The sequence below is a fragment of the Methylobacterium sp. Leaf93 genome (assembly GCF_001422345.1).
GTDB classification, from domain to species: domain Bacteria; phylum Pseudomonadota; class Alphaproteobacteria; order Rhizobiales; family Beijerinckiaceae; genus Methylobacterium; species Methylobacterium bullatum.
In genome coordinates, this window is the sequence record NZ_LMMS01000026.1 from 176,808 (window position 1) to 203,343 (window position 26,536).

General features: G+C 66.8%; 21 protein-coding genes. 10 read left to right on the top strand and 11 right to left on the bottom strand.

What is annotated here, in order from left to right:
* Positions 1-2: 2 nt before the first annotated feature.
* From ASF26_RS14580 to ASF26_RS14615, 8 genes are all read left to right on the top strand, one after another.
* Positions 3-473, top strand: coding sequence for a hypothetical protein (locus tag ASF26_RS14580; RefSeq protein WP_056255329.1), 471 nt, complete (start codon positions 3-5; stop codon positions 471-473).
* Positions 470-2,893 (top strand): phenylalanine--tRNA ligase subunit beta, encoded by a 2,424-nt coding sequence (pheT, locus tag ASF26_RS14585; RefSeq protein WP_056255333.1) that lies wholly within the window; start codon positions 470-472, stop codon positions 2,891-2,893. Before ASF26_RS14580 ends, pheT begins: the two co-directional genes overlap by 4 nt.
* A gap of 36 nt (positions 2,894-2,929) precedes the next feature.
* On the top strand, positions 2,930-3,766 hold the full coding sequence (locus ASF26_RS14590; protein ID WP_056255334.1) for a DUF1186 domain-containing protein: 837 nt from the start codon (positions 2,930-2,932) through the stop codon (positions 3,764-3,766).
* Between the two features lie 121 nt (positions 3,767-3,887).
* Positions 3,888-4,466 (top strand): NAD(P)H-dependent oxidoreductase, encoded by a 579-nt coding sequence (locus ASF26_RS14595; RefSeq protein WP_056255337.1) that lies wholly within the window; start codon positions 3,888-3,890, stop codon positions 4,464-4,466.
* Positions 4,467-4,766: 300 nt separating this feature from the next.
* A complete protein-coding gene (locus tag ASF26_RS14600) occupies positions 4,767-5,096 on the top strand; it encodes a hypothetical protein (protein WP_056255805.1) in 330 nt (109 codons plus the stop codon).
* Between the two features lie 138 nt (positions 5,097-5,234).
* Positions 5,235-7,547, top strand: a complete 2,313-nt coding sequence (gene rnr, locus ASF26_RS14605) for a ribonuclease R (protein WP_056255339.1) — start codon at positions 5,235-5,237, stop codon at positions 7,545-7,547.
* Positions 7,548-7,653: 106 nt separating this feature from the next.
* A complete protein-coding gene (locus tag ASF26_RS14610) occupies positions 7,654-8,133 on the top strand; it encodes a DUF983 domain-containing protein (protein WP_056255342.1) in 480 nt (159 codons plus the stop codon).
* Positions 8,090-8,833, top strand: coding sequence for an NUDIX hydrolase (locus tag ASF26_RS14615; protein WP_056255344.1), 744 nt, complete (start codon positions 8,090-8,092; stop codon positions 8,831-8,833). Before ASF26_RS14610 ends, ASF26_RS14615 begins: the two co-directional genes overlap by 44 nt.
* Positions 8,834-9,106: 273 nt before the next feature.
* Here the strand turns inward: ASF26_RS14615 and ASF26_RS14620 are convergent, their stop codons facing one another.
* The 5 genes from ASF26_RS14620 to ASF26_RS14640 form a co-directional block, all read right to left on the bottom strand.
* Positions 9,107-10,507 (bottom strand): 3-deoxy-7-phosphoheptulonate synthase class II, encoded by a 1,401-nt coding sequence (locus ASF26_RS14620; protein WP_056255347.1) that lies wholly within the window; start codon positions 10,505-10,507, stop codon positions 9,107-9,109.
* 227 nt (positions 10,508-10,734) lie between these two features.
* Positions 10,735-11,034 carry an RNA polymerase sigma factor region1.1 domain-containing protein gene (locus ASF26_RS14625; RefSeq protein ID WP_056255349.1) on the bottom strand — a complete coding sequence of 100 codons (300 nt, stop codon included), beginning with the start codon at positions 11,032-11,034 and terminating at the stop codon, positions 10,735-10,737.
* Between the two features lie 82 nt (positions 11,035-11,116).
* The gene (locus tag ASF26_RS14630; RefSeq protein ID WP_056255807.1) at positions 11,117-13,414 is read right to left on the bottom strand and encodes an FdhF/YdeP family oxidoreductase; all 2,298 of its coding nucleotides are present in this window, start codon (positions 13,412-13,414) and stop codon (positions 11,117-11,119) included.
* An 84-nt stretch (positions 13,415-13,498) separates the two neighbouring features.
* On the bottom strand, positions 13,499-14,884 hold the full coding sequence (gene gor, locus ASF26_RS14635) for a glutathione-disulfide reductase (RefSeq protein WP_056255351.1): 1,386 nt from the start codon (positions 14,882-14,884) through the stop codon (positions 13,499-13,501).
* Between the two features lie 188 nt (positions 14,885-15,072).
* Positions 15,073-16,071 carry a M10 family metallopeptidase C-terminal domain-containing protein gene (locus ASF26_RS14640; protein WP_056255354.1) on the bottom strand — a complete coding sequence of 333 codons (999 nt, stop codon included), beginning with the start codon at positions 16,069-16,071 and terminating at the stop codon, positions 15,073-15,075.
* Between the two features lie 361 nt (positions 16,072-16,432).
* Here ASF26_RS14640 and ASF26_RS14645 point away from each other — a divergent pair, with 361 nt between their 5' ends.
* Both ASF26_RS14645 and ASF26_RS14650 read left to right on the top strand, forming a co-directional pair.
* Positions 16,433-16,822 carry a hypothetical protein gene (locus tag ASF26_RS14645; RefSeq protein WP_018044573.1) on the top strand — a complete coding sequence of 130 codons (390 nt, stop codon included), beginning with the start codon at positions 16,433-16,435 and terminating at the stop codon, positions 16,820-16,822.
* 50 nt (positions 16,823-16,872) lie between these two features.
* A complete protein-coding gene (locus tag ASF26_RS14650) occupies positions 16,873-17,511 on the top strand; it encodes a general stress protein (protein WP_056255356.1) in 639 nt (212 codons plus the stop codon).
* Positions 17,512-17,690: 179 nt separating this feature from the next.
* On the opposite strand, the gene rpmG is transcribed toward ASF26_RS14650, so the two are convergent.
* The 6 genes from rpmG to ASF26_RS14680 form a co-directional block, all read right to left on the bottom strand.
* A complete protein-coding gene (rpmG, locus tag ASF26_RS14655; protein ID WP_056255359.1) occupies positions 17,691-17,858 on the bottom strand; it encodes a 50S ribosomal protein L33 in 168 nt (55 codons plus the stop codon).
* A 99-nt stretch (positions 17,859-17,957) separates the two neighbouring features.
* Positions 17,958-19,139 (bottom strand): MFS transporter, encoded by a 1,182-nt coding sequence (locus tag ASF26_RS14660; protein WP_056255361.1) that lies wholly within the window; start codon positions 19,137-19,139, stop codon positions 17,958-17,960.
* 124 nt (positions 19,140-19,263) lie between these two features.
* Positions 19,264-20,607 carry an efflux RND transporter periplasmic adaptor subunit gene (locus ASF26_RS14665; protein ID WP_056255363.1) on the bottom strand — a complete coding sequence of 448 codons (1,344 nt, stop codon included), beginning with the start codon at positions 20,605-20,607 and terminating at the stop codon, positions 19,264-19,266.
* Complete coding sequence (locus ASF26_RS14670) at positions 20,604-23,831, bottom strand: efflux RND transporter permease subunit (RefSeq protein WP_056255365.1); 3,228 nt, start codon at positions 23,829-23,831, stop codon at positions 20,604-20,606. Before ASF26_RS14670 ends, ASF26_RS14665 begins: the two co-directional genes overlap by 4 nt.
* Before the next feature lie 159 nt (positions 23,832-23,990).
* Positions 23,991-25,088 (bottom strand): M48 family metallopeptidase, encoded by a 1,098-nt coding sequence (locus ASF26_RS14675; RefSeq protein WP_056255368.1) that lies wholly within the window; start codon positions 25,086-25,088, stop codon positions 23,991-23,993.
* Positions 25,088-26,380 carry a YjgN family protein gene (locus ASF26_RS14680; RefSeq protein ID WP_056255370.1) on the bottom strand — a complete coding sequence of 431 codons (1,293 nt, stop codon included), beginning with the start codon at positions 26,378-26,380 and terminating at the stop codon, positions 25,088-25,090. The genes ASF26_RS14675 and ASF26_RS14680 overlap by 1 nt, the downstream gene beginning before the upstream one ends.
* Positions 26,381-26,536: the final 156 nt, after the last annotated feature.

A 26,536-nucleotide genomic window follows, 5' to 3' on the forward strand; every position in this document is an offset into this window, starting at 1 on the left:
CCATGGCGTCGATGGTCGATCTCATGTTGGATCAGGCAGAAGCCCTGGTCGAACAGAACTCCCGTAGCGGTACGGCGAAGCGGCGGGCCGTCAGCTCGGCCTACTATGCGGCTTTCCATGCCCTCATGTGGCTTTGTGCTTCCGAGATGCTGCCCGGCGGCGATACCAACTCCGCTGATTTCGAACGCGTCTATCGCGGCATCGATCATGGCCCGATGAAAAATGCATTCCAGACGAATGGCCCGTTGAAGCAGACGATCGCTCTACGGGACATCGGAACCGACCTGATCCAGCTTCAGGAGGCGCGCATGATTGCGGATTATTCGCCTCCCCGGAGCAACTTATTCGAACTGGCCGCGGTCAAGGAACATCTTGATCGGGCAAGAAGTGTCGTCTCGCGCTTAGAGGGTTTGACCGGCCCAGACCGTCAGACCCTAGCCGTTCACCTCCTCTTCCAGGCGAGAAGAAAATGAAATTCACCCTCTCCTGGCTCAAGGAGCACCTCGACACCGACTCGTCTCTGGAGAACATCTCCGAGACGCTGACTCGGATCGGCCTCGAAGTCGAAGGCGTCGAGGACAAGGCGGCGGCGCTCGCGCCTTTTGTCGTCGCCCATGTGCTCACGGCCGAACAGCACCCCAATGCCGACCGTTTGCGTGTCTGCACCGTGGATGCCGGCGACGGGCAGCCCGTCCAGGTCGTCTGCGGAGCGCCGAATGCGCGCGCCGGGATGAAGACGGTGTTCGCGCCCCCCGGCACCTACGTGCCCGGTCTCGACAAGACCCTGGCGGTCGGCAACATCCGGGGCGTCGAGAGCCTCGGCATGTTGTGCTCGGGCGCCGAACTCGGCCTCGGCGAGGAATCAAGCGGCATCCTCGATCTGCCGGCGGACGCCCCGACCGGCCAGGCCTACGCGCTCTATGCCGGGCTCGACGATCCGATCATCGAGATCAACCTCACCCCGAACCGTCCGGATTGTACCTCGATCCACGGCATCGCCCGCGATCTCTCGGCTGCCGGCATCGGCGTATTGAAGCGCGAGCCGATGCCGCCTGTGCGTGGCGAGGGCGAGTGCCCCGTGCCGGTCACCCTCGATTTCGAGCCCGCAGACAAGGGATTGTGCCCGTATTTCGCCCTGCGCCTCGTGCGCGGCGTGAAGAACGGCCCCTCCCCCGACTGGATGCAGGCCCGCCTGCGCGCCATCGGCCTGCGCCCGATCAACGCGCTCGTGGACATCACCAATTACCTCACCTTCGATCGCGGACGCCCGCTCCACGTCTTCGATGCGGCCAAGGTGAAGGGCGCTCTCACGGTCCGTCGCGCCCGCGACGGCGAGAGCCTGAAGGCCCTCGACGGCAAGACCTATGCGCTCGATGACGGCATCGTCGTCATCGCCGACGAGAACGGCCCCGAATCCATCGGCGGCATCATCGGCGGCGAGGCCTCCGGCTGCGACGACGGCACCGTGGACGTCATCATCGAATCCGCCCTGTGGGATCCGGTGAACATCGCCCAGAGCGGGCGGCGTCTCGGCATCATCACCGATGCCCGTTACCGCTTCGAGCGCGGCGTCGATCCCGTCTTCGCCCTGCCGGGGCTCGACCTCGCCACCCGCATGGTCGTCGAGATCTGCGGCGGCACGCCGAGCGAGGCGGTGATCGCCGGTGACCTGCCGGAGACGGAACGGGTCATCGATTTTCCCTGGACCGAGACCCGTCGGCTCGCCGGGATCGAGTTGTCCCGCGCCGAGATGAAGGTGACGCTGGAGACCCTCGGGTTCCACGTGGCCGGAGCGGGCGACCGTGTGAAGGTCCTCACCCCGTCCTGGCGCCCGGATGTGGAAGGCAAGGCCGATCTCGTGGAGGAGATCATCCGCATCGCCGGCCTCGACCGGATCGAGCCGAAGCCGCTGACCCGTGGCGACGCCGCCATCGCCAAGGCGACGCTGACGCCGCTGCAGAAGCGCACGCGTCTCGCCAAGCGGGCGCTGGCCACGCGCGGCCTCGTGGAGGCGGTGACGTGGTCGTTCATCCCGCATGACGACGCCGTCCTGTTCGGCGGCGGCAAGGCGGATCTGGCGCTGGCCAACCCCATCGCCGCCGATCTCTCCGACATGCGTCCGAGCCTGGTGCCCGGCCTTCTCCGGGCGGCCCAGCGCAATGCCGACCGCGGCTATGGCGATGTCGCCCTGTTCGAGGTCGGCCAGTGCTTCGAGACCGACCAGCCCGAGGGCCAGTCGATCTGCGCCACGGCCATCCGCCGGGGCACCGCACGCCACGACGGCGCCGGCCGCCATTGGGCGGGGGCCGCCGCCACCGTCGATGCGTTCGAGGCCAAGGCCGACGCGCTGGCCCTCCTCACGGCGCTGGGCGTGCCGACCGGCGGCCTCCAGATCGTGGCGGGTGGCCCCGCCTGGCTTCATCCCGGACGCTCCGGCACGATGCAGTTCGGGCCGAAGAACCCAATCGGCTATTTCGGTGAGATCCATCCCCGTGTGATGAAGGCTCTGGACCTGAAGGGCACGCTCGTGGCCTTCGAGATCACGCTGGATACGATCCCCCTGCCGAAATACCGCCCCACCAAGGTGAAGCCCGCCCTCGCCCTCTCCGACTTCCAGCCGATCTCGCGCGACTTCGCCTTCGTCGTCGGGCGTGACGTGGCGGCGGGCGACGTGGTGAAGGCGGCGCAAGGGGCCGAACGCAAGCTCATCGCGGGAATCGACGTCTTCGACATCTACGAGGGGACGGGCATCCCCGAGGGCGCGAAATCCGTCGCCATCGCCGTGACGCTGCAGCCGGTGGAGCGCACCCTCACCGATGCGGAGATCGAAGGCGTCACGGCCAAGATCGTCGCCGAGGTGACCCGCAAGACCGGGGCGACACTGAGAGGCTGAGACAGGCTCGCAGCACCCCAGACCAGGAGGCCGTTGATGGCGAACCAGGACCTGATCGACGTCTTGTCGGCCGCCAAGCATCTGCCGAAGGAGGCGATGCTACAGGCCGTCGCGAACCCCGCCGCCATCGCGGAACCGGTCCTCGCCGTCCTTGCCTTGGCGGCGGAGGGCAAGGAGCTCGACGAGGCGCAGGGCAACCTGCTGTTCTGGGGGCTGCACGTCCTGGCGGCGGTCGGCGAGACGCGCGCCTTCGTCCCGCTCCTGAGTATCCTGCGACGCCAGGATTCCGACGGGCTGGACGCGCTCCTCGGCGACGCCCTCACCATCACCATGGCGAAGATGCTCACCAGCCTCTTCGATGGCGATGTCGCGCCGATGCACGCGCTGCTGCTCGATTCGACGGTGGACGGCTTTGCCCGCAACGAGGTCTTCGCCGCCCTCGCCTACCTGACGCAGACCGGGCGCGTCGATCGGCAGCAGACCCACGACCTCCTGGTGCGCTTCGACGACAAGCGCGCCGCCGTCGAGGGCGACGTCGCCTGGGTCGGCTGGGAGGAGACCATCGCCCTCCTCGGCTACGCCGACCTCGCCCTGCGGAGCACGGCCGCCAGGGCCGATGGCCGCCTGAGTGACGAGTTCAGCGATGCAGGGTGGTTTCACACCACCCTTCGCCGGGCGACCGCGAAGCCGAACGACCTGCAGCGGTTCGACGGACAGAATTACGGCACGCTCGACGATCCCATAGGGGCCTTGGCCTGGACAGCCGAGGGAGCGGGCCTCCCGATCCGCAATCCGGTGAAGATCGGCCGCAACGATCCCTGTCCGTGCGGAAGCGGGAAGAAATACAAGAAGTGCTGCCTCAACGCGGCCTGACGAAAGGTGAGCATCGGACCGGACCGTAAAGGTCCGGCGCGTCCGGTCGCGAGGACGCGACAGCCTTCACCTGCGGCGTTACGATGGACAAACCCGCGTTCATCGTTGCCGGAGTAGCGCCATGTCCCTCGTGATCCCCGTCATCCTCGGTTCCGTCCGCAGCGAGCGCCAGGGATTGCGCGCGGCGCGCTTCCTAGTGGCGCGCCTGCGGGAGCGCGGCATCGAGGCTCCGCTAGTGGACCCGGCCGAGTTGAAGCTGCCGCTCCTCGACAAGATGTACAAGGAATATCCCAAGGGCGAGGCGCCGCAGGTGCTCGAGGACCTCGCCACACTCTACCGCCGGTCGGATGCCTTCGTGGTCGTCTCGGCCGAGTACAACCACTCGATCCCGCCGGCCCTCTCGAACACGCTCGATCACTTCCTCGAAGAGTATTTCTGGCGGCCTTCGGCCATCGTCTGCTACTCGGCCGGCCAATATGGCGGCGTGCGGGCGGCGATGCAGCTCCGGGCGATGATGGCCGAGCTCGGCGCACCGAGCATCGCGTCGCTGCTGCCGATCCCCCGCATCGGAAAGGCGCTCGACGCGGAGGGCGTGCCGCAGGAGGAGTGGCTGGGCAAGGCCGCAAAGCGGTTCCTCGACGAGCTCGTCTGGCACGCCGAGGCGCTAAAGGCGCAGCGCGCGAAGGGCACGCCTTACTGACTGTGGTCTGTTCGATCGCAGTTCTCAGCGGATGCTCATGCCAGGGTCGATCGTCCCAGCAGATCGCCTCATCCTGAGGTGCCCGCGTCAGCGGGCTTCGAAGTTTCCCTCTAGTTCGCTCAGTGGGTGCTGGAGCTCTCCTTCGAGGCCGCTATGCGGCACCTCAGGATGAGGTAAGACGTTGGAAAACCAAATCAAACAAGCTTTGAGGGTGGTGCTCTGCGCCGGAAACCCGCCGATGCGAGGCCCGGCGCGGGTCTTGCGCGTTGACCCTCCATGATGGCGGAGGCCGCAGCAAAGATGACGACGACTCTTCAGACCCTTCTCGCCAGCCTCGTGAAGGCGGCCCTGATCTCGGACGATGCGGAAAGCCTGCGCTGGCGCGAGGAGGCGCGGCGCGCCCATGCCGCCTTGCTCTCTGACGCCGAGGCGGCGAAGTCCCTCAAGATCGATGGAATCTGGACCCTAGCCGTGGGCGAGGCCGAGTCGCCCGAATTCCAGGCTTCGGAGGGCCGGGTGTCGTTCGGCCTGCCGGCTTCTTCCCCGTTTACCCTCGCCGACCTGCTCGACCCAGGTCTCGACATCGATGCCGGGGTGGAGCGGATCGTGGGTTCCGCGTCCACCGGTTGATGAACATCGGAAGAACATTGCCCCCGGCCTCGCGCGGTCCCATGTTGTCGGATGTGGAAAGGCCCGAGCCTGAGGCCTTTCGACCTCTCGCCGCCAAGACATGAGCGGCGCGTTAGACGAGTTCGAGCCCAGAGACATTTGGCCAGACGCATCAATCCCAACCCCGGGCAGAGCGCCCTTCCCTCTCGCGAGCAGATCCTCGCCTTCATCGCGCAGGCGACCGAGAAGGTCGGCAAGCGCGAGATCGCCGCGGCCTTCGACATCAAGGGTGCCGACCGCATCGGGTTGAAGCGCATCCTCAAGGAGATCGAGGAGGAAGGGGAGATCGAGCGCGGGCGCGCCGGGCTGGTGCCGCCCGGCCGGCTACCGCCGGTGACGCTGGCCGATATCAAGTCGCGCGATCGCGATGGCGATTTCTTTGCCGTTCCCGTGGAATGGGACCATGCGAAGGGGCCGCCACCGAAGATCCTGGTCTCCTCGCCGCGCAGCGGAAAGAAGCCCGGCCGCGCCGCGCCGGGCATCGGCGACCGCGCTTTGCTGCGCGTCGAACCGATCCCCGGCGAGAGCGGGCGCTATTCCGGCCGCGTCATCAAGGTCATCGGCAAGAACAAGGCTGAGGTGATCGGCGTCTACCGCTCCGGTCCCGATGGCGGTCGCATCGTGCCCGTGGAGAAGCGGGCACAGGGGCGCGAGATCGCGATTCCCGCCGGCGAGGAAGGCGAGGCGCGGGACGGCGACCTCGTCAGCGTCAGCCTCGTCAGCGAGAGCCGGTTCGGCTTGCCGCGTGGGCGCGTGACAGAGCGCCTCGGGTCCCTCGGCTCTGAGCGTGCCGTCAGCCTGATCGCGCTGCATCTCCACCACATCCCCCATGTCTTCGCCGCCGACACATTGGCCGAGGCCGACGCGGTGGAGCCGGTGGGGATGAAGGGGCGCGAGGATTGGCGCGCCGAGCCTCTCCTGACCATTGATCCTCCCGATGCCAAAGACCATGACGACGCCGTCATGGCGATGCCGGACCCGGACGAGGCCAATCGGGGCGGCTTCGTCGTCACCGTCGCCATCGCCGACGTGGCCGCCTATGTCCGCGCCGGCTCTCCCCTTGATCGCGAAGCGCTCCTGCGCGGCAACTCGGTCTATTTTCCCGACCGCGTCGTGCCGATGCTGCCGGAGCGCATCTCCAACGACCTCTGCTCGCTGAGGGAAAAGGAGGATCGCCCCGCCATCGCCGTGCGCATGGTGATCGGCGCCGACGGGGTGAAGAAGCGCCACAGCTTCCACCGGGTCATGATGCGCTCGCGCGCCAAGCTGTCCTACGCCCAGGCGCAGGCGGCCATCGACGGATTCGCCGACGAGACCACGGCGCCGCTATTGGAGCCCGTCCTGCGCCCGCTCTGGGCCGCCTATGCGGCCCTGACGGAGGCACGCGAGGCACGCGGCCCCCTCGCCCTCGACCTGCCCGAGCGCAAGGTGCTGCTGACGCCGGACGGCGCCGTCGACCGGGTGGTGGTGCCGGCCCGCCTCGATGCGCATCGGCTCATCGAGGAGTTCATGATTCAGGCCAACGTCGCCGCCGCCGAGACCCTGGAACAGGCCAAGCAGCCGCTGATCTACCGCGTCCATGACGAGCCGGCCTTGGAGAAGATGCGCGCGCTCGGCGAGGTACTGGCCTCCATCGGCATCAAGATCCCCAAGGAAGGCGCCCTGCGCCCTGCCCTGTTTAACCGCATTCTCGGCGCGGTGGCCGAGACCGAGCACGCGATCTTCATCAACGAGGTGGTTCTGCGCTCGCAGGCGCAAGCCGTCTATGCCGCGCAGAACCTAGGCCATTTTGGCCTGAATCTCAGGCGCTACGCCCATTTCACCTCACCGATCCGGCGCTATGCCGATCTCATCGTCCACCGGGCGCTGATCGCCGCGTGCCGGCTCGGTCCGGACGGCCTGTCCTCCGACGTGACGGTGGGCGCCCTCGACCAGATCGGTGAGCAGATCTCGGCGGCCGAGCGTCGCGCCATGGCGGCCGAGCGCGAGACCATCGACCGGCTCATCGCGCACCATCTCGCCGACAGGGTCGGGGCCAGTTTCACCGGCCAGATCTCGGGCGTCACCCGCGCCGGGCTGTTCATCAAGCTCGACGAGACCGGCGCCGACGGCTTCGTGCCGATCTCCACCATCGGCAACGATTTCTATCACCACGACGAGGCCCGCCATGCCCTGGTGGGCTCACGCAGCGGCGAGACCCATCGCCTCGGCGATCGTGTGGAGGTGAGGCTGGTGGAAGCGGCGGCCGTGGCCGGAGCGCTGCGCTTCGAACTGCTTTCCGAAGGCCAGACGAGGCCACAGGCCGGCGGGACGAGATCCCCGCGCTCGCCGAGCTTCCACAAGGCCGGCCCGCCCGGCAGGCCCGCCGGCATCCGCAACACCGGGTCGCGCCATCGCGGGTCGCGCCGCTAGGGCGGCTCGTATAAGATCGTGCCGCGTCGGAGCGTTTCCCGGTCCCAATGACCTATCTCGGAATGAGGTTGCGGCGTTGGACCTCCGAAGCGGAAGGTGGATCGCCATGACAGCGAGCGTCGAGTCCCTGCCCGGCGACCGAACCGGGTTGCTGAAATCCATGGCTCGCGGTTTCGTGTGCCGCTGCCCGCATTGCGGCGAGGGCAAGCTCTTCGGCAAGTTCCTGAAGGTCCGCCCGTCCTGCGACGCGTGCGGGCTCGAGTTCCACCACCACCGGGCCGACGACTTGCCGCCCTATGTGGTGATCTTCATCATCGGCCACATCGTCGGGTATTTCATCCTCGAGCTCGAGACGAATTACGACGTGCCATTGTGGTTCCAGCTCTCGTTCTGGCCGATCGTCACCCTCGGATCGGCTCTTGCCCTGCTGCAGCCGGTAAAGGGCGCGGTGGTCGGATTGCAGTACGCCCTTGGCATGGGGGGCTTTGCCACGCTACCGACGGCCCCAAGCGTGGCAATTGCCCGCTCCGAGGAGGTTCAGCTTGGACCAAGCGACAATCCTACCCCCGGCCTCGGCCGCGCCTGAATCCCCCAGGCGCGCTGCCGCTCTGCGGCCCCGCAACGCGGCCACCCTCATCATCATCGACCGCACGGCGCGCCGTCCCAAGTTCCTGATGGGCAAGCGGCACGAGGGCCTCGCCTTCATGCCCGGAAAGTTCGTTTTCCCCGGCGGGCGGATCGAGCCCGGTGACCGGCGCATGAGCGTGGCCGGAGCGCTCTCGTCGCGGGCCGAGGATGCCCTGGTGAAACGCGTGCCCCGCGCCTCGGACTCCCTCGGGCGGGCGCTCGCCCTGGCGGCGATCCGTGAGACCCAAGAGGAGACCGGCCTCTTCCTCGGCACCACCGAATACGGCCCACCCGAGACCGTGCCGGAGGGAAGCTGGCAGGCGTTCAAGCAGTTCGGCGTGATGCCCGACCTCGAAGCGCTCCACCTCGTGGCGCGGGCGATCACGCCGCCGGGCCGGCCGCGCCGGTTCGACACGCGCTTCTTCACCATCGACCGCAAGGCCGTGGCCGCCGAACAGCCGGGGATCGTCACGCCGACATCCGAACTCGTGGAACTCGCCTGGGTGAGCTTCGCCGAGGCGCGGGAACTCGACCTGCCGCGAATCACCCGCGTGGTCCTCGACGAGTTGGAATTGCAGATCGCCGGCGGTTTCGCGCCTTACCTGCCGATCCCGTTCTTCTACGAGCGCAACGGCAGGAATGTTCGTGAGGTTCTGTAGACGATCCAGGAACCGGACCCGCTCACATTCCGTTGAACAAACGAGGATAGAGTTGGAGTACGACCATGATGAAGGGCGGTTTGCTGTGGTTGATCGGCATCCCATTGCCGATCATTCTACTGATTTACTTCTTCACGTCCTGGCTGCATTGATCCGCATTGGGACGCGACGACGCTCCGGCGCGATGGTGTTGCAGCGGATGTGAAACGAAAGAAGCCCTCTCTCCCTTGCCGGGAGAGAGAGCTTCTTTCGTATGCCGGCCTCGGTCTCGGGTTACTCGGCGGCGTCGAGGCGCGGGCGGACGATCTCGGCGCGCTCGCGCTTGACCAGTTCGGCCGTGAGGAATGCGACTTCCAGCGCCTGCTCCGCGTTGAGGCGGGGATCGCAATAGGTGTGGTAGCGATCCTGCAGGTCGTCGGCCGTCAGCGCGCGGGCGCCGCCGGTGCATTCCGTGACGTTCTTGCCGGTCATCTCCAGATGGATGCCGCCGGCGATGGTCTGCTCCGCCCGGTGCACGCCGAAGAAACCTTCGATCTCCGTCATCACCCGCTCGAACGGACGCGTCTTGTAGCGGCCGGCCGCGATGGTGTTGCCGTGCATCGGATCGCAGACCCACACGACCTTGCGGCCCTCACGCTCCACCGTGCGGATCAGCCCGGGCAGATGCTCGCCGACCTTCTCCGCGCCGAAGCGGCAGATCAGGGTCAAGCGGCCCGCTTCGTTCTCGGGGTTGAGCTGGTCGATCAGCTTGATCAGCCCTTCCGAGGTCATCGACGGTCCGCATTTCAGCCCGATCGGGTTCTTGATCCCGCGCGCATACTCGATATGCGCGTGGTCGGCCTGGCGGGTGCGGTCGCCGACCCAGAGCATGTGGCCCGACGTGGCGTACCAGTCGCCGCTCGTGGAATCGACGCGGGTCAGCGCCTCCTCGTAGCCCAGCAGCAGCGCCTCGTGGCTCGTGAAGAAATCCGTGGTGCGGACTTCCTGGTGCGTCTCCGGATTGATTCCGATGGCGCGCATGAAGTCGAGGGCGTCGCTCATCCGCTCCGCCACGTCCTGGTAGCGCGACGATTGCGGGCTGTCCTTGACGAAGCCGAGCATCCAGCGATGCGCGTTCTCGAGGTTGGCATAGCCGCCGGTGGCGAAAGCGCGCAGCAGGTTGAGCGTCGCCGCCGACTGGCGGTACGCTTCGAGCTGCCGACGCGGATCCGGGATGCGCGCCTCCTCGGTGAAGGTGATGCCGTTGACGATGTCGCCCCGGTAGCTCGGCAGGCTCACCCCCTCCATCGTCTCGGTGGGCGAGGAGCGGGGCTTGGCGAACTGTCCGGCGATGCGCCCGACCTTCACCACCGGTGACCCACCGGCGAAGGTGAGCACCAGCGCCATCTGCAGGAAGACGCGGAAGAAATCGCGGATGTTGTCGGCCGAATGCTCGTCGAAGCTCTCGGCGCAATCGCCGCCCTGCAACAGGAAGGCTTCCCCGGTGGAGACGCGGGCGAGCGCGGATTTCAGCTTGCGCGCCTCACCTGCAAAAACGAGGGGCGGAAAGCTGGCGAGCTGGGTCTCGACCGTCTGGAGCGCAGCGGCATCCGGATAGGCCGGTACCTGCTGGATCGGCAGGTTACGCCAGGATGTCGGCGTCCAACCGGTCTTCGATGTCCAACGCTCGCCCATGATGATCTCCCGTCCACCTCTTGGCCGGCTTCGTAAAAGGGGAATCCTTCGCGAAGAGCGGGGCTTATAGAGCGGTTCTCGAAGAGAAGCGAGGGATACGCGCCGGCCGGTTCCGCCGGTTGCGAGATGGTCCCGCCCGATAAGGCCAAGGTCGACCCCGGAGGTGGAGATGGAGCCTCGTCGACTCAAGACGCCGGCGATCCGAGGGATGTCTGAAGCGGGAGTCGCTACTCGCCCTCCCCGTCCTCCACGGCGATGCCGTGTTCCGAGAGGATCCAGAAGATCACTTCGAGATCCTCGGCCGTTACGTCGCGCGGCGGCAGGGCTTCCTCCAGATCCTCGTAGGTCAGGCGGCGTGCCCGCTGCGCTTCGGCCTTGGCGAGCAGGCGATCCACCGTCTCGCGCATGTCCTCCGGCAGGGCGTCGTGACTCGGCAGGCGACGATCGACATCCGGAAACAGCGCCTGTTCCAGCATTCGGTCGATGATCGCCTGGCGCCGGTCATGCGCGTCGTCGTTCTTTGCCATGCCCCGTTATGGAGCGCGAAAGCCGCTCGAAACAAGAGAGCCTCGCATCGCCGACTTCATGGCGCCGGAGGCCGCGGCGGCCTCAACCCTGAAGGGTCGAGGCCGAGCGGACGATGGTCACCGGGATCGCCTTGGCGGCCGGCGTCTTCGATTGCTCGTCGTGGTGCCAGAGCGGGATCAGCGGATTGAGCTCCGGGTAGTAGCCCGCACAATTCCCTGGCGGGATGTTGTAGGCGACGATCCGAAGCCCCTTCACCGAACGGACCCTATCGTCGGAGACCGTCGTCACGTCGACGATCTCGGCATCGGCAAAGCCCAGGCGAGCGATGTCGTCGGCATTCATGAACAGGATCGTCCGTGTGCCCTTCACGCCACGGAAGCGGTCGTCATAGCCGTAGACGGTGGTGTTGAACTGGTCGTTCGAGCGCAACGTGATGAGGTCGAGGGCCTCTGCGCTCCGCAGCGGCATGTCGGGATCGGCCTCGATTCCCTCCGGAACCGTGAAATTGGCCTTGCCCGTCTCCGTCTCCCAGCGGCGGTCGCGGGCGGCCAGCGGCTTGTGGATGCCGCCCGGCTCGAACATCCGGCCTTCGAGGTTGTGGAACACCGAGGGGTAGGTCGCCTCCATGGCCCCGCGAATGTAGGAATAGTCACCGACCCACGCGTCCCAGGGGACGTTCGGATTCGGCTCGAGCGTCGCCTTGGCGATCTCGGCGACAATCCAGGGCTCCGAGCGGACCTGGTCGCTCACCGGATTGGTCTTGCCCCGCGAACCGTGGAAGCACGAGGTCGAGCTCTCCATCGAGACCGCCTGCGGTCCGCTTGCCTGGGTGTCGATCTCGATCCGGCCGAGGCAGGGCAGGATATAGGCGACCTCACCGTTGATGAGGTGCGAGCGGTTGAGCTTAGTCGAGATCTGCACGGTGAGCCGCATGGTCCGCCACGCCTCCTCCATCCGCACCGTCTCGGGGATGGCGCGGACGAAGTTGCCGCCGAGGCTGATGAAGGCCTTCACGTCCCCGGACACGATGCCCTCGCAGGCTTCCACCGTGTTGAGGCCTTTCTCGCGGGGCGGCTCGAAACCGTATTGCTCCTTCAGGACATCGAGAGGCGCGAGTTCCGGCTTCTCGGTGATTCCCACGGTGCGCTGGCCCTGCACGTTGGAATGGCCGCGAACCGGACAGGGGCCGGCGCCTTTCCGCCCGATATTCCCGCGCAGGAGCAGGAGGTTCACCAGCATCTGCACGGATTCCGTACCCTTCCGATGCTGGGTCAATCCCATGCCGTAGACGCCGATGACGGCGCGCGCACGGGCATAGACGGTGGCCGCCGCCTCGATGGCGGTGCGGGTGAGACCCGACCGGCCTTCTAGGGCTGCCCAATCCTGTGAGTCGCAATAGGCCGCGAAGGCGTCGAACCCGTGGGTGTGTTCGTCGATGAAGCTCCGGTCGAGGATGCCCGGACGCCCGACGCTCAGCGACTCCCGGTCGGCGGCGATGATCGCCTTGCACATTCCGGTGATCGCCGCGAGATCGCCGCCCGCCTTGACCTGATGGTACTGCGTCGAGATCTCGGTGGCGTGGCGCGTTGCCATTTCCACCACCGATTGTGGGTTGGTGAAACGCTCCAGCCCGCGCTCGCGCAGGGGATTGAAGGTGACGATCGGTACTCGGCGTTTGCGCGCCTCCTGCAGCTGGTGGAGCATCCGGGGCGCGTTCGAGCCAACATTCTGGCCGAAGAACAGGATCAGGTCGGTGGTGTCGAAATCCTCCAGCACCACCGTCCCGACGGGGACGCCGATGGACGCCTTGAGGCCGACGGAGGTCGGCTCGTGGCACATGTTGGACGAGTCGGGCAGGTTGTTGTTGCCGTACATCCGGGCGAAGAGCCCATACATGTAGGACGTCTCCAGCGACGCCCGGCCCGATGCGTAGAACACCGCCGATTTCGGATCGAGGGCACGCAATTCCCGACCGATCGCCGCCGTGGCCTCGTCCCACGACACCGGCACGTAACGATCGCTGCCCGCATCGTAGCGCATCGGATGCGTAAGGCGGCCCTGCTCCTCCAGGGCGTAATCCGTCCAGTCGCGGAGTTCCGTCACCGTGTGCCTGGCGAAGAAGTCGGGTCCGCAGCGCTTGGCGGTCTGCTCCCAGGCGGTGGCCTTCGCGCCGTTCTCGCAATACTCGAACGTCAGTGGTTTGGCGGGCTTGGCCCAGGCGCAGGATACGCACATGAAGCCATCCGGCTTGTTCTGCTTCATCAGCAGCGCCGCTCCCGACACCGGGATCTCCTCCCGCAGGAGGATCTCGGTGAGGGATTGCGCCGAGCCCCAACCGCCGGCCGGCCCGTCATAGGCCTCGATCTTCGGCTCCGCCATCTTGTCGGTCATTCGCTGGGCCTTTGCCGATGAATCGGTTCAGAGCCCAACGGCAGCGCCGAGTGCGTGTTCCGGGGTGCGGCTCTAACCCACTCCTTCCGGTCGCTTCGTCACGGCGGGCACCCGCATGGTGACGAGTTCCTCGCCCGCGGTGGGATGCACCGCGATGGTCCTGTCGAAATCGGCCTTCGTCGCGCCCATCGTCACGGCGATGGCAACGGCCTGGATGATCTCGCCGGCATCGTGGCCGACGATATGGACGCCGAGCACCCGGTCGCTGGCGCAATCCACGATGATCTTCATCAGGACACGCTCGGCGCTGTTGGACAGCGTCGCTTTCATCGAGCGGAAGCTCGACTTGTAGATGTCGATGGCCTCGAACCGCTCGCGCGCCTGATCCTCGGTGAGGCCGATCGTGCCGATCTCGGGCGTCGAGAACACGGCCGTGGCGATGAGGTCGTGGTTCACCGCCCAGGGTTTGCCGCCGAAGACGGTGTCGGCGAAGGCATGGCCCTCGCGGATGGCGATTGGCGTGAGCGCGGCGCGGTTGGTGACGTCGCCCACCGCGTAGATCGAGGGGACGCTGGTCTGCGAGAACGCGTCCACCGGGATCGCGCCGCTCTCGTCGGTCTCGATGCCCACATTCTCCAGGCCGAGGCCGCTCACCGCCGGCTTGCGCCCCGTGGCGACGAGGACCTGGTCGACCTCGATGACGCTGCCATCGCCCAGTGTCACGGCGATGCCGCTGTCCCGCCGTTCGAGGCGCTCCACCGTCTGGTCGAGCCGGAGATCCAGGCGCTTGTCGAAGGCGAGGCCGAGGGCGTCGCGGACCTCGTCGTCGAACCCGCGCAGCAGGCGGTCGCCCCGGTGCAGCAGGGTCGTGCGCGACCCGAGATGTGCGAAGACGCTGGCGAATTCCACCGCGATGTAGCCGCCGCCGATGATGAGGATGCGCTCGGGCAAGGTCTCCAGCTCGAAGACCTCGTTGGAGGTGATGCCGAGATCGCCGCCGGGAATGACCGGGACTTTCACCGGATGCGCGCCCACCGCCACGAGGATGTACTTCGCCCGCACGCGGCGTCCCGAGCCGGTGAGACGGACCGTATGGGCATCCTCGATGACGGCCCGCTCGGGGATCACGGTGACGCCCGCCCGTTCGAGATTGGTGTCGTAGATCGATTCGAGGCGCGAGACCTCGGCGTCCCGGCGGGTTTTCAGGACGCTCCAATCGAAGCGCGGCTCGCCCACCGACCAGCCGAATCCGGCCGCGTCCTCGAACTCGTCGGCGAAGCGCCCGGCATAGACCATGAGCTTCTTCGGAACGCAGCCGCGGATCACGCAGGTGCCGCCGATCCGGTACTCTTCGGCAAGGCTCACCCTGGCGCCGTAGCCGGCCGCGATGCGTGCCGCCCGCACGCCCCCCGAGCCGCCACCGATGACGAACAGATCGACGTCGAACTCGTCGGTCATGGCAGATTCCTCACAGTGACGGATACGGGTTCGGCGATCCTGGCGGAACGCGGGGCTGGTTCCGTCCGCTCTATCGCAGGAACACGATGCCCGTCATCGCCGAACGCCGAGAATCCATCGTCGCAGATGGTTATGCCGTGCCGGGATGGCTGCCCGGCCGCGGGCTCGACGTCCGAACGACGTGCCGGCTACAGGAGGAAGTCACTCGCGTGCAGGCTCTCCACCACGTTCTTGAGGGAGATCTGGAAGTCGGCCTTGCCGTCGCCGTTCACGTCGCCCTCCACGATCGTCGCATTGCCTGAGACGAGGGCGTGGAGCTGGCCCGCCTGCTTGCTGAAGGCGGCGTCGCCGATGAAGCTGAAAGGCTGATCGCCCGTCGCGCCCGTCACGGCTTGGATCAGGTGCAGATCGATATGGTCGGCACCGATGGTGAAATCCGAGATCTGGTCTCGGTGCTCGGCGCCCACCGCGCTGTCCCTGATGGACTTGAACTGGAAGGTGTCGTCGCCCGCTCCGCCGAGGAGAACGTCGCGACCGCGTCCGCCGATCAGCGCATCGTCCCCCGCGCCGCCCTTCAGCGTGTTTGCGGCGGCGTTACCGGTGAGAACGTTGTCCCCGGTGTTGCCGGTGCCGTCGATCGCCGACGTGCCGGTAAGCGTCAGGTTCTCGATGAACTGGCCGCCGATGGAGAAGGACACGGAGGACTTGACGAGGTCGACACCATTCAAACTCCGCTCGATGACGCGATCGCTGGAATTATCGACGATGTAGACGTCGTTACCATCGCCGCCCTTCATCGTATCGGCACCGGTGTATCCATTGATGTAGTCGGAATACCGCGATCCGTTGATCGTGTCGTTCCCGGCGAAGATGTCCTTCAGCACGTATTGCGTGTCATTGTGATCGAAGTACTTCTGCTCGTGGGCCACCGTCACGTCGATGCCGCGCAGCGTGCTGTAGAGGCCCGCACCGTCGTCGTAATCGAGTGCCGTCGTCGTCCCGGATGTCGGGTCTCCGTTCGCCGCGTAAGTCAGATCGTGGCCCTGGACCAGGATGGCCGTGCGATCGTTGAAATCGAGCTCGTATCCGGTCGGGGCGAGATCGTAATAAAGTCCGCCCGTCTTATCGAGGTGCCAGATATCCAGCGTTCGAAAATCGACCTTGTCGTAGACGCTATACGTCGCCATCGTTTCCACCCGTGTTCGAGCAGCGATGCCAGGGCTTGGCAGTGCCTATGGCCGGATCATCGCCTGGGCGTTCGGTATCCGGGCCCAGGATCGTTGTACATTCACACAATTGCGACGTGCCGGACCGTTACGAAGCCTCCTTCGACGTGGTCGCTCCCGTAAGATCGCAGGCGGGAGCCTGGCGATATCGACATGCATCCGAGCCATGGGCGGCGGCCTGAAGCATGGTTGCAATGGTAACGCTCAATATTTTTCGAGACGGCCGCGATCCCAGCTACGCTTAGGGTCCGTGTATCGGGTGCTATCTACGGAACGCTTTGGCTTCCCTCGGAATTGAATGGGTCCGATGAGGGAGATTATCATGCGACATCAGCTGGCTACACTCGCCTTTGTGGCGATTCTGGGTTCGAGCGCGGCCTACGCGCAGACCACCGTGACCGGCAAGCCCGCCACCGATGCCGAGACCAGCGCCAAGTCCGGCGGTCAGGAATCCGTGACGCGCCCCAACACCGACAAGCCCGATGCGAACCGCCCCGCCACCACACAGGCGACAGCGGCCAACGCCAAGCTTGAGGAAGGCGCCAATAGCTTCACCGAGGGCCAGACCCGCAGCCGGCTGGAGCAGGCGGGCTACAAGGACGTCAAGGAACTCAAGAAGGACGACAAGGGCATCTGGCGCGGGGCGGCGACGCTCAACGGCAAGCCGGTCACCGTCGGCGTCGACTTCAAGGGCAACGTCGCGGCCAACTAGCCGCGTCCCTGAAGCGGCCGGCCTGTCGATACAGTGAGAGGAACGATCCCATGGCAAACCAGACCATTACCGCACTCTATGATTCCTACGACGACGCCAGCAAGGCCGTCGCCAAGCTCGAAGCGTCGGGCATCAGCCACAGCGACATCAGCATCGTCAGCAGCAACGAGAATGACCGGCATGCTGGACGCGTGACCACTGGCGATCATACTCGCACCGACACCGCCGAGACGGCATCGACGGGTGCCGGCACCGGAGCGGGCGTCGGTACGCTGCTTGGCGGCGCGGCTGGCCTCCTGACCGGGCTCGGCCTTCTCGCCATCCCGGGCGTCGGCCCCGTCGTCGCAGCCGGTTGGCTCGTTACTACCCTGGCCGGTGCCGGCATCGGTGCCGCGGCCGGTGGCCTCGTCGGCGGCCTGACCGGCGCGGGCTTGAGCGAAGCCGATGCCCACACCTACAGCGAGGGCGTGCGCCGGGGCGGTACCCTCGTGACCGTCAAGGCTGACGATCTCCGCGCATCGCAGGTGATGGACGTTCTGGAAGAGCACGGTTCGGTGAACGTGACCGAGCGTGCCGAAGGCTGGAAGGCCGATGGCTGGACCGCGCCGAGCGCTGTCCCCTCCGATGGCACCACCCTTCCGCCCCAGGGACGCCCGGGCGTGCGCTCCTACCCCACGGCGTCGCTGTAAGTCCGACGCCTTAACAGGTTCGCGCTGGCACGCCGACGCGAACCTGCTCTGCCCCTTACCGTGTCGCGGTTTTCTCATCGCAGAACCGGGGACCTCTTCTGCAGAATTTGTTGAACACCAACGGAAAAAGCCGCCCGAAGGGGCGGCTTTTTTGTGCCGTCTCGATGAAGAGGCGCGGCTTACTTGATCTTGGTTTCCTTGAAGTCGACGTGCTTGCGCACGACGGGGTCGTACTTCTTCATGGACAGCTTCTCGGTCTGCGTCCGGGAGTTCTTCTTCGTGACGTAGAAGTAGCCCGTATCGGCGGTCGAGATGAGCTTGATCTTGACGGTGACGGCCTTGGCCATGGCGCGGTGCTCCTGAAGGTGGCGGCATTCCGCTTGAGCGAAACGCAAAATGGCCGGCACGGACCGGCTGAATTCCGCGCGGTCATTGCCTCATCGGGCTCACTTCGTCAAGGCCGAGGCGGTTGTCAGAAGCCGCCATAGGACGAGGACGGCATAGGCCACCAGCACGCCGCACATGGCATGGGCGAAGCCCTGGGGGGGCATCAGGTCCATGCCGCCGCCGATGATCGGCGGCCCGACCATCAGGCCGACATTGTAGAAGATCAGGAAAGCGGCATTCGCACCGGCGAGTTCGGCCCCGCGCACGCTGGCCCCAAGATGGGCCAGCCCGACCGTGTAGAGCGTGCCGGTGAGGCCGCCCCAGATCAGCAGGAGGACGGCGAGCCAGAAAGGGGACGCCGATGCCGCCGGGATCAAAGCCGCGCCGATCGCGCCCCCCAGGGCGGAGGCGAGGAGGAGGTGGCGACGGTCGAACCGGTCGGCCAGCAGGCCGAACGGGATCTGGAACAGGACGTGGCCCAGCGCGAGCATGCTGACGAGACCGGCCGCGCTCTCCGCATCCAGCCCGATCCGCAGGCCGTAGAGCGGCAGGATGGCGAATCCCCCGGTCTCGACGGCGCCGTAGACCAGGGCCGCGAAGATGGCGGCGGGCGCCAGCCGGACATAGCCGAGGACGCCTCGGCTGCTCCTGCCCTCGATCACCGGGGCCAGGCCGCGCGCCAGGGCGATAGGCACGGTGCCGAGGAGGAAAAGAGCCGCACCGGCGCAATACGGCGCATAGCCCTGGGTGCCGATGACGACGAGGAGGGTCGGTCCCACCGCGAAGCCCAGCGCCAGGACCGTCGCGTAGATGCCCATGACGAGGCCGCGCCGGGCCGGGGGCGCGACCTCGTTGATCCAGAACTCGGACAGGACGAAGAGCACGCCCAGAGTCGCCGAGAAGACGAAGCGGAGGGGGAACCACCAGCGGATATCGTGGAGCAGCTTGAACCCCACGAGGGAGGCGGCGCCGGTGCAGATCGCCAGGACGAGGAAGCGCACGACGCCGATCCGGGCGGCGAGACGAGGCACGAACGGTACGGTGACGATGCTGGCGAGACCCGCCAGAGCCGTATTGATGCCGATGACCGTGCTCGACACGCCCATGCGCTCCATCTCGAGGGAGAGGAGCGGAATCGACAGGCTGAGGCCGATGCCGACCACCGCGACGCAGGTGATCGCGGCGCTCATCGCCGCCACCTTGGCGCGATCGAGGGTGTCCGAGGCGGGGCGGTCGAGCATGATCCAGGGGCGTTCCGGGGGATGCGCGAGAGGGCGCACCGAACGGCGAGGCTCTACGCCATCATCCGCCTTCGACGGAACCTGCCGGACGGCTGGGCTGGGCTGCGCCTCCGTCCAGCCGGTGCTACCGCGCCGCCGATTTCAGCGGCTTCCCATCCTGCTTCGGTGCCTGGCGCTCCATCCGCTGTCCATCGCGCAGGTCAACGGGCGGGCTCAGGACGATCTGCTCGCCCCCGTCCAATCCGTGGTCGATCTCGATGGTGGTGCCGAGATCGCGCTGGATGTGGACGCCGCGCCATTCCACCGTGCCGTCCTCGCGGGAGATCGCGACCTGGGTGCCGCGCTGGTTGAAGACAAGGCCCTCGGCGGGGATGACGGTGTTCCTCGCCGTCCGCGGCACCTTCAGCGTCACGTAGACGTAGAGGCCGGGCCGCAGGCTGCCGTCGCGGTTGGGAACGTCCACCTGCGTGGTCAGGGTTCGGGACGAGGTCAGCAGGGCGACGGAGCTGCGCTCGACCTTGCCGGAGAAGGTCCGGTCCGGGATCTGCGGCACCTTGATCGTGGCGGCGACGCCCGGACTTACCCCGACGGCGAGGTTCTGGGGCACGTTGACGACCACGCGCAGGACGTCGTCCCGGTCCATGGACAGCAGGGCGGTGCCGGTGCCGTCCGCCTGGACGAGGTCGCCGACATCGACGCTGCGGGCGGTCACGACGCCGTCGAAGGGGGCGATGACGTCCTTGAAGCCGGTCAGCGCCTTCAGGCGGTCCACGGTGGCGCGCTGCGCCTTGATGTTGGCCTCGGCCACCTTCACCCCCGCCTCGGCCGAAGCGAGGCTCGCGCCCTGGCTCAGGACGCTCGCCTGGGAATTGTCCGCGTTCTGCTTCGAGGCCCAGCCCTGCACGGCGAGGGTGGAGGTTCGGCTGTTGGTGGCGGTGGCGAGATTCACGTTGGCCTTCGCCTGATCGACCATGGCCCTGGCCTGGAGGAGCTGGGCTTCGAGTTGGCCCACCTGCGCCTGGGCCTGCGCCAGCTGCTGGTCGAGATCGGGGGCGGCAATGCGGATGAGGACGTCGCCCTGCTTGACCCGCGTGCCGATATCGACCCGGCGCTCGGCGATGTAGCCCGTGGCACGGGCGAAGAGGGACGCCCTGGCGAAGGCGTCGGTCTGTCCGGGCAGGGTGATGTCGATGGGCTGGTCGGCCCGCTCCACCGCGATGGTCCGCAGCTTCGGCACGAACTCCCTGGCCTTGCGCTGCGTCTCCTCAGCCGCGGCGGCCTTCTGCCAATGGCCGTAACCGCCCCAGCCGAGCAGGCCGACGGCGATGAGCCCGGCCACGAGGAACGGCCCCTTCCCCGGCGGCGGCGGGATTTCCGCCGGGCCTCGCCCCGATCCATGGCTCGACCCATGAGCCGTCACCGTGCCGGTCTCGCCATCGGTCGCGTCACCAGGGCTGTTCCCGCTCATGCGTAATCCTGAAGCGGCTTGACCTCGCCCCGCCTGAGAAGGGTGTAGAGGAAGGGCACGAAGAGCAAGGTCGATGGCGTACCGATGGCGATGCCGCCCATCACGGCACGCGCCAGGGCCGCGTTCTGCTCGCCGCCCTCCCCCGTCCCCAGGGCCATCGGGATCAACCCGAGGAACATCGCGCCCGCCGTCATCAGAACCGGCCGCAACCGCGTCTCGCCGGCCAGGAGCGCGGCTTCGGTGGCGCTGCAGCCGGTGGCCTCCCGATGCTCTTTGGCGAAGGTGACGAGGAGGATGGAATTGGCGGACGCGATGCCCACCGACATGATCGCCCCGAACAGCGAGGGGATCGAGAAGGTCGTGCCGGTGATGAACAGGCTCGCCACGATCCCGCAGAAAGCGAGCGGGAGCGCCGCCAGCACAACGAGCGGGTCGCCCCAGCTCTGGAAGTTCACGGCCATGAGGAGATAGACCGCCACCAGGGCGATGGAGAGGCCGATTCCCATGCGGAAGAAGGCCGATTGCATGTTCTCGATCTGCCCGCGCACGGTGATCTTGTCCGGCGCCGGCAGGGCCTTCTGTTCCTCCTCGACGATCCGGCGGATGTCTTTCGCCACCGAACCGAGATCGGAATCCTGCACCGCCGCGTAGATGTTGAAGGTCGGCTGCGTGTTCACGTGGTTGATCACCGTCTGCGACCCCTCGCGGCGCATGGTGGAGACGCTGGAGAGCAGCGTCAGCACGCCGGGCGCGTCGGAATTGCCGTTGACGAGGAGCGGGGTGTTCTGGATCGCCGTGAGGCTGTCGTTGCGGTATTCGGGCGTCTGCACCCAGAGCTGGTAGGGAATGCCGGTCTTCGGGTCGGTCCAGAAATTCGGCGTCACCTGGAAGGAGCCCGACAGGGAGACGTTGAGGCCCTGCGCGATCTGCTGCTCGGTGAGCCCCAGCTCGGAGGCGAGGCGCCGATCGACATCCACGAAGAATTGCGGCGTGCCGACGATCTGGTGGAGATGGACGTCCACCGCCCCGCGCGTCTCCTTGAGGCGGCGGACGATGTTCTGCGCGGCGGCGAGGTCCTTGGCGGTGTTGCGGCCTGAGACCTGGATGTCGATCTGCGCCAGCGTTCCGAAGTTCAGGATCTGCGTGATGATGTCGGAGGGCTGGAAATAGACGATCAGGTCGGGGAAGCGCTCGCGCAAAACCTCGCGCAGTCGCTTGGTGTAGCCGGCGACCGAGCCGTGGCCTTCCTTCAGGTTGATGAGCATCTGCCCATCGTTGTTGGCGACGAACGACCCGTCCGAGAAGGCGAAATTGTAGTTGTTCGCGGGCAGGCCGAGATTGTCGAGAACCTGGTCGATCTCGACCTCGGGGATGACCTCCCGGACGACGGCCTGGACTTCGGCGAAGGTCTGCACCGCCGTCTCGATGCGCATACCCGGCCGGGTGCGCAGATGCAGCGTCATCTGGCTCGATTCGACCTGCGGGAAGTAATCCTGGCCGACGAAGCCGAACAGGCCCGACGTGCCCGCGAAGATCACCGCCACGGTGGCCAGGGTGACGACGCGGCGGCGCAGGACCACGTGGAGCAGGCCGAGATAGCTGCGGTGGAAGCGGGCGAACCGGGCTTCGAATCCCTGCCGGAACCAGCCCGCGAGGCGGTAGAGCGGCCCGAACACCCAGCCCAGCGCACGGGCGACGCGGCCCCGTCGCGGAGCCTGCCCGCCTTTGCCGTGATGTTCCTCGTATTCCCGCGCCACCAGCACATCAATCAGCACCGGCACCAGGGTCCGCGACAGGACGTAGGAGGTCAGCATCGCGAAGACGACGGCGAGCGCCTGGGGGGTGAACAGGTATTTCGGCGTGTCCGTCAGCGCGAAGACCGAGACGAAGGCGGCGCAGATCGAGAGGGTCGAGATCAGCGCGGGTTTGGCGATGCCCGCCGCGCCCTCCACCACGGATTTGCGGAACGGCTCGCCCTCCTCGAACAGCCGGTAGGTGTTCTCGATGGCCACAGTGGCGTCGTCTACGAGGATGCCCACCGCCAGGGCGAGTCCGCCCAGCGTCATGACATTGATGGTCTCGCCGAGCGCCGTGAGGATCGACAGCGAGGTCAGGATCGAAAGCGGGATCGAGACGAGCACCACGATGGTGGAGCGCCATGAGCCGAGGAACAACAAAATCGTCAGGCCGGTCAGCGCGGCGGCGATGACGGCCTCGTGGATGACGCCCTCGATGGCGGCGGAGACGAAGACCGACTGGTCGAACAATTCGCGTAGCGCCATGCCCTCCGGGGCGGCGGCGCGGATGTCCGGCAGGGCCTTCTTCACGTTGTTGACGACGTCGAGGGTCGAGGCGGTGCCGTTCTTGAAGATGCGCATCAGCACCGAGTTCAGACCGTCGGCCCGCACGATGTTGACCTGTGGCGGGCCGCCGTCGCGAACGTTGGCGACGTCGCGCACCAGCACCGGCTGTCCGCCCACCACCCGGATCGGCACTTGGTTGAGCGCCTCGATGGCGTCCGGCGTGGCGTTGAGCTGGATCGGGTATTGCTGCTCGCCGATCTTGGCGAGGCCGGAGGGCACGGTGAGGTTCTGCGCCGTCATCGCGTTGGTGACGTCCAAAGCCGTCAGGCCCAATGCCCTCAGGGCCTGGAGGTCGAGATCGACCATGATCTGGCGCGGGGTGCCGCCGAAGGGCGAGGGCAGCGTCGAGCCCGGCACCTGGGTCAGGCGCTGGCGGATGCGGTACTGGGCGTAATCGTAGACCTTGGTCAGGCTCTCGCTGGTGGAGGAGAGCGAGAGCTGGATCACCGGGACGGAGGAAGCCGAGAACCGCAGGACGATGGGCGGCTGCACGCCCGGCGGCATGGTCGAGCGGATCGAGTTCATCGCCGAGACGGTCTGGGCGATGGCGAGGTCGATGCTCACCGACTGGTCGAAATAGACTTTCTGAATCGCCGTGCCCTGCAGCGTCGTCGATTCCATCCGGGCGATGTTGTTGACGTTGTTGGAGAGCGAGAACTCCGCATAGGTCGTGATGCGCCGTTCCATCTCCGAGGTCGAGAGGCCGGTATAGGTCCACACCACCACGACCACCGGGATGTCCACGGTGGGCAGCACGTCCTTGGGCGCCACGATCACCGCGGCCGCGCCGCCGAGCATCATCAGCACGGCCAGCACGTAGATCGTGATGCGGAATTTCAGAGCATACTGGACGAGGCCCATACGGTATCCGCGCAAACCTGTTCGGGCTGGTGTACCACGTTCGTCGCATGCCACGAGGTGATCTGTAGCCGTGACGCCGCGACGCAAGCGACGGACCGGGGCCGGATATTTGTCTCCGGATGTAACCGGTACGCGAACACGCTCCGCGCAGGGTCGCGCCTATTTCGCGGGTTTGGCCGGCACGTTGCGGCAGATGCCCTTGAGCGTCGCCCAGTCCGTCTCGTCGAGGATGCGCCGGTCGACCGTCTCCGTGCCCGCCATCGCGCGGATGCGGGTGGCGCGCTCCTTCGTGAAGGGATGGCTGCGGAGCAGGCCCGCGAACTCGCCCTTCTCGTCGTCCTTGGCGATGCGTTCGAGGATCGTCGCCAGCGCCGTGGCATCCCCGCCCGACCGGCGCATGACCTCCACCGAATAGGAATCCGCCGCGTTCTCGGCCTCGCGGGAATAGCCGGCCGAAATGGCCGCCTGTCCCACCGCGACGACGATCGTCGAGCCGGTCAGGTCGCCGAGCACGAGACTGAGGAGGAACGAGCTTCCGCTCGCCGCCAGCAGCGCCCGCATGGGATCGTGCGCGGCGACATGGCCGAACTCGTGGGCCAGCACGCCGGCGAATTCGTCGGGCGTGCGGGATTGATCAATGAGGTCCGACAGCACGACGACCCTCCCGCCGGGAAGAGTGAGGGCATTGGCGATGGCGTGCCGGCGGACGGTGATCGCCGGATCGACCGGCAGGCCGCCATTCGCCGTCATCCGCTCGATCAACCGGTCGAGGACGGCCCGCGCCGGGGCATCGTCACAAACCGGCGGGTCGCCCAGGATCTTGCCGATCTGCCCGTCCACCGCGCCGCCGAGCCGCGCTTCGATCGCTGCCGGGATGACGGGTGCGAGACGCACCGCGATGGCCGGGACACCGTAGATCGCCAGGCCGATCACCGAGATTCCGGCCGCGATCGACCACAGGACGAGGCGCAGGCGACCGCCCGAGGCGGAGGGGTCGGTCCGGTACAGGTCCGGACAGCGATCCTTCAGCGCGACGGCCAGAGTCTCGTCGGTGAACTCGACCCGCTCGGCACACCCCGCCGGGCCGACACGCATGAGCGGGGCCGCCGTGTCGCCGGCCGCGAGGTCGGTGAGTGTCCAGGCGAGGCGGAGGTCCCGTCCGGTGATCTCCAGGCTGTCCTCGAGGACCAGGGTCACCGGATGAGCCCTGGCGCTCAAGCCATCGTAGTACGTGCCGTGGGCCGCTTGTGCCGGCACTAGAACCCCACTTCGAGGGCGCCGCCGACATCCAGCGCGTCGGCGAGGCCCTCGTTGAGGCCGCTGCCCACGCGCCGGCTCGACGCGAGCACGGCGTCGAGGCCGCCGGCATTCTCGACCACCGTTGTGGTGGCGACCGCCGCCCAGAGCCGCGCCGTGATGACCCGGACATAGAGGACCGCGAAGAACAGCGCGCCGCCGAGATAGCCGAACGCCATGCCGAACAAGAGCGCCCAATGAAATCCGCTTTCCATGCCCTGCGCCTGGAGGAGCAGGCCGCCGCCGCCGATGACGAGGCCGAGGATCAGCACAAATCCGATCACGGAGAGGAGATAGACGAGATAGGGCCAGTAGAACTGGCGGGCCTTCAGGGTGGACGAAAGGCGCACGGGGCCGAGGCTGGCCGCGTTCATGAAGAGCCGTGTCTCCCGTGCCCGGTAGAAGGGGATGAGCAGGAGTCCGAGAGGAAAGGTAATTCCCAGCGTACTGAGGAAGAGCGCTCCGAACGTGGCGATGGGCGTACCGTCGTAATCGCTGTTGAACTCTGTCTCGCCGGGTTTGCCCCCCTCCTTGGGGATGAACAGGTCGTCGGGTATGGTGAAATCGGCGGCCACGAGGAAGGCGAGAAGCGCGCCGACGATGGGCAGGAAAACCACCACGTAGAATGCCAGCCAGGGAAGCAGCAGCGAGCGCCCGCGCGCGGTGGATTCCATCCGGCTCGACCCGATGAGGGTGTGATTGATCCGGTACCGCTCCAGGCTCGCCCGCATTAAGGGGAAGACGAGGCCGAGGGTGAGGAGCGTCAGCAGCGACCAGCCGATGGCCATCAGAGCGTAGGTGATCGCCGACCCGTCCTGGCCGAGGCGGATGCCGCGCCACAGGGTGCGTGAGGCCCGGTAGCGCCGGCCGCGATAGACCGCGAACTGGCCGAGGACGAAGAGGATGAGGAAGGACAGGAGGCTGCCGAAGGCCGCGAGCCAGGGCGCCGAGATCGTCGCGACGAAGATCAGGACGTAGACGGGGATCAGGATGGCGATGGCGACGAGGAAGCCGAGGAACAGTTCCTTGCCGGTCCCGGTGTATTCGGCCGGGCTGCCATCGACGACGGTCCGGTTCCAGAAGTAGCGCCGTAGCTCGGTGACGTACCAGAACCGGTAGATGCCGAAGGTGACGAGGGACAGGAGGAAGCCGCGGACGGCGATACCGGTGAGGCCCTTGACTGTCTTGTCGAAGGTGATCGGGCCGGAGCGGTCCATCCCGGATCGCGTGTCGGTCATTGGCGGCTGCGACATTATACCTCCTCTCTCGGGAGGCTACATATAAGCCTATCGTCTCAGACGAGGCTACCCGCCGACGTGACTTTAGATCGGCCTGATCTTGCCCGGATGAAGTACGGGGCCGCCGCCATTGTCACAAAGCCCCCGTCCGGTCTTCGAATGTCTGCCCGG